This is a genomic window from Rhodopseudomonas sp. BR0C11 (assembly GCF_010820945.1).
Taxonomy (GTDB): Bacteria; Pseudomonadota; Alphaproteobacteria; order Rhizobiales; family Xanthobacteraceae; genus Rhodopseudomonas; species Rhodopseudomonas palustris_H.
In genome coordinates this window covers 1-602 of record NZ_QTKI01000808.1, presented here as the reverse complement: position 1 = coordinate 602, position 602 = coordinate 1, and the positions used below count along the sequence as shown (strand labels likewise).

1 protein-coding gene and 1 pseudogene are annotated in these 602 nt (G+C 67.4%); both read left to right on the top strand.

The annotated features are described in order from the left end of the window. Positions 1–203: pseudogene (locus DYI24_RS27520) on the top strand (FAD-dependent oxidoreductase); the annotation flags it as partial. After that, entirely contained in the window at positions 200–418 is a 219-nt protein-coding gene (locus DYI24_RS27515) for a DUF2783 domain-containing protein (RefSeq protein ID WP_164574556.1), read from the top strand. The pseudogene DYI24_RS27520 and the gene DYI24_RS27515, both read left to right, overlap by 4 nt. The last annotated feature ends 184 nt before the right edge of the window (positions 419–602 follow it).

Genomic DNA, 602 nt, shown 5'->3' with positions numbered 1-602 from the left:
CGCAGGGCGTCCGTAGCCTCCGGATCGGCGGTGACTCGCTGCTGCGCGACGACGACGGCGTATTCGCCGCGCGCTACGACGCCACACCCGGCGCGGCCTATCTGCTCCGCCCCGACGGCTACGTCGCCGCCCGGTTCCGCCATCCGACGCAGGCTGCCGTTGACGCAGCGCTGGCGCGGGCATGTGGGAGGGGCACGCCATGAGTGCCGTGCTGTCGACCAAAAGCAATTTCGCCGATCCCGATGCCGCCTATCGGCTGATCGTGGAGACGCATCGCGGTCTCAGCGACGAGCAGAGCGCCTCACTCGACGCCGCGCTGGTGCTGATCCTCGCCAACCACCTTGGTGACCTCGATTTGCTTCGAGAGGCGACAGCGCTGGCGAAGCGGAGCGTGGTGAGTGAGGGGCAACGGGAGTGAGCGGCGTCAACGAAACCGCGCGGCGCAAGCTCAACGCCCCAAGGTTCGTCATTACGGGGCGCGCCGACAGGCGCGAACCCGGAATCTCGAAGTGATGGTGCGAAGCGGTGGTCGCAGAACAGCTCGGGATTCCGAGTTCGCTCGCTGCGCAAGCGCCCCGGAATGACGAACCTGGAACGATCAG

Coding starts and splice junctions, on each gene's coding strand:
- DYI24_RS27515 (WP_164574556.1), top strand. CDS start 200: ATGAGTGCCGTGCTGTCGACCAAAAGCAATTTCGCCGATCCCGATGCC.